Origin of the sequence: Vibrio sp. 10N.222.46.A1, assembly GCF_041473595.1 — a bacterium.
GTDB lineage: Bacteria > Pseudomonadota > Gammaproteobacteria > Enterobacterales > Vibrionaceae > Vibrio > Vibrio tasmaniensis_A.
On sequence record NZ_JBFRSN010001815.1, the window covers coordinates 1 to 323 of the forward strand.

Below are 323 nucleotides of genomic sequence, written 5' to 3' on the forward strand. Positions count from 1 at the left end.
GTGCAAGAATGGAGAAATAGTCACTTTCGTCTTAATTCAGTAGTAAGATAGTAGATAACTTTTTTACGACATCTCCATGAGCAAATAACAATGAAAAAAAGCAAAACAGTCACAACTGAAGATATTCTTCTTAAGCTATGCCAATCAGTCTCAAACGTACTTACTTCAGCGACGGCTTCACAGGTGTCCTACTCAGCCATGGTTCAAAAGATCAACAAGACAAGTCTTAAGCCAGATTTTGGTTGTTTCGTCTTGTTCGACGGCGGGTTTTCAGGTCTTGTTGTGATCAATTTTACGTCGAAAGCAGCGCTAGAGATCTACAC

General features: G+C 39.6%; 1 protein-coding gene. It reads left to right on the forward strand.

The features are described 5' to 3' along the window. Positions 1 to 90 precede the first annotated feature (90 nt). Positions 91 to 323 (forward strand): DUF3334 family protein (locus tag AB4496_RS29440; protein ID WP_372133674.1); only part of this gene is annotated, 233 nt, incomplete at its 3' end.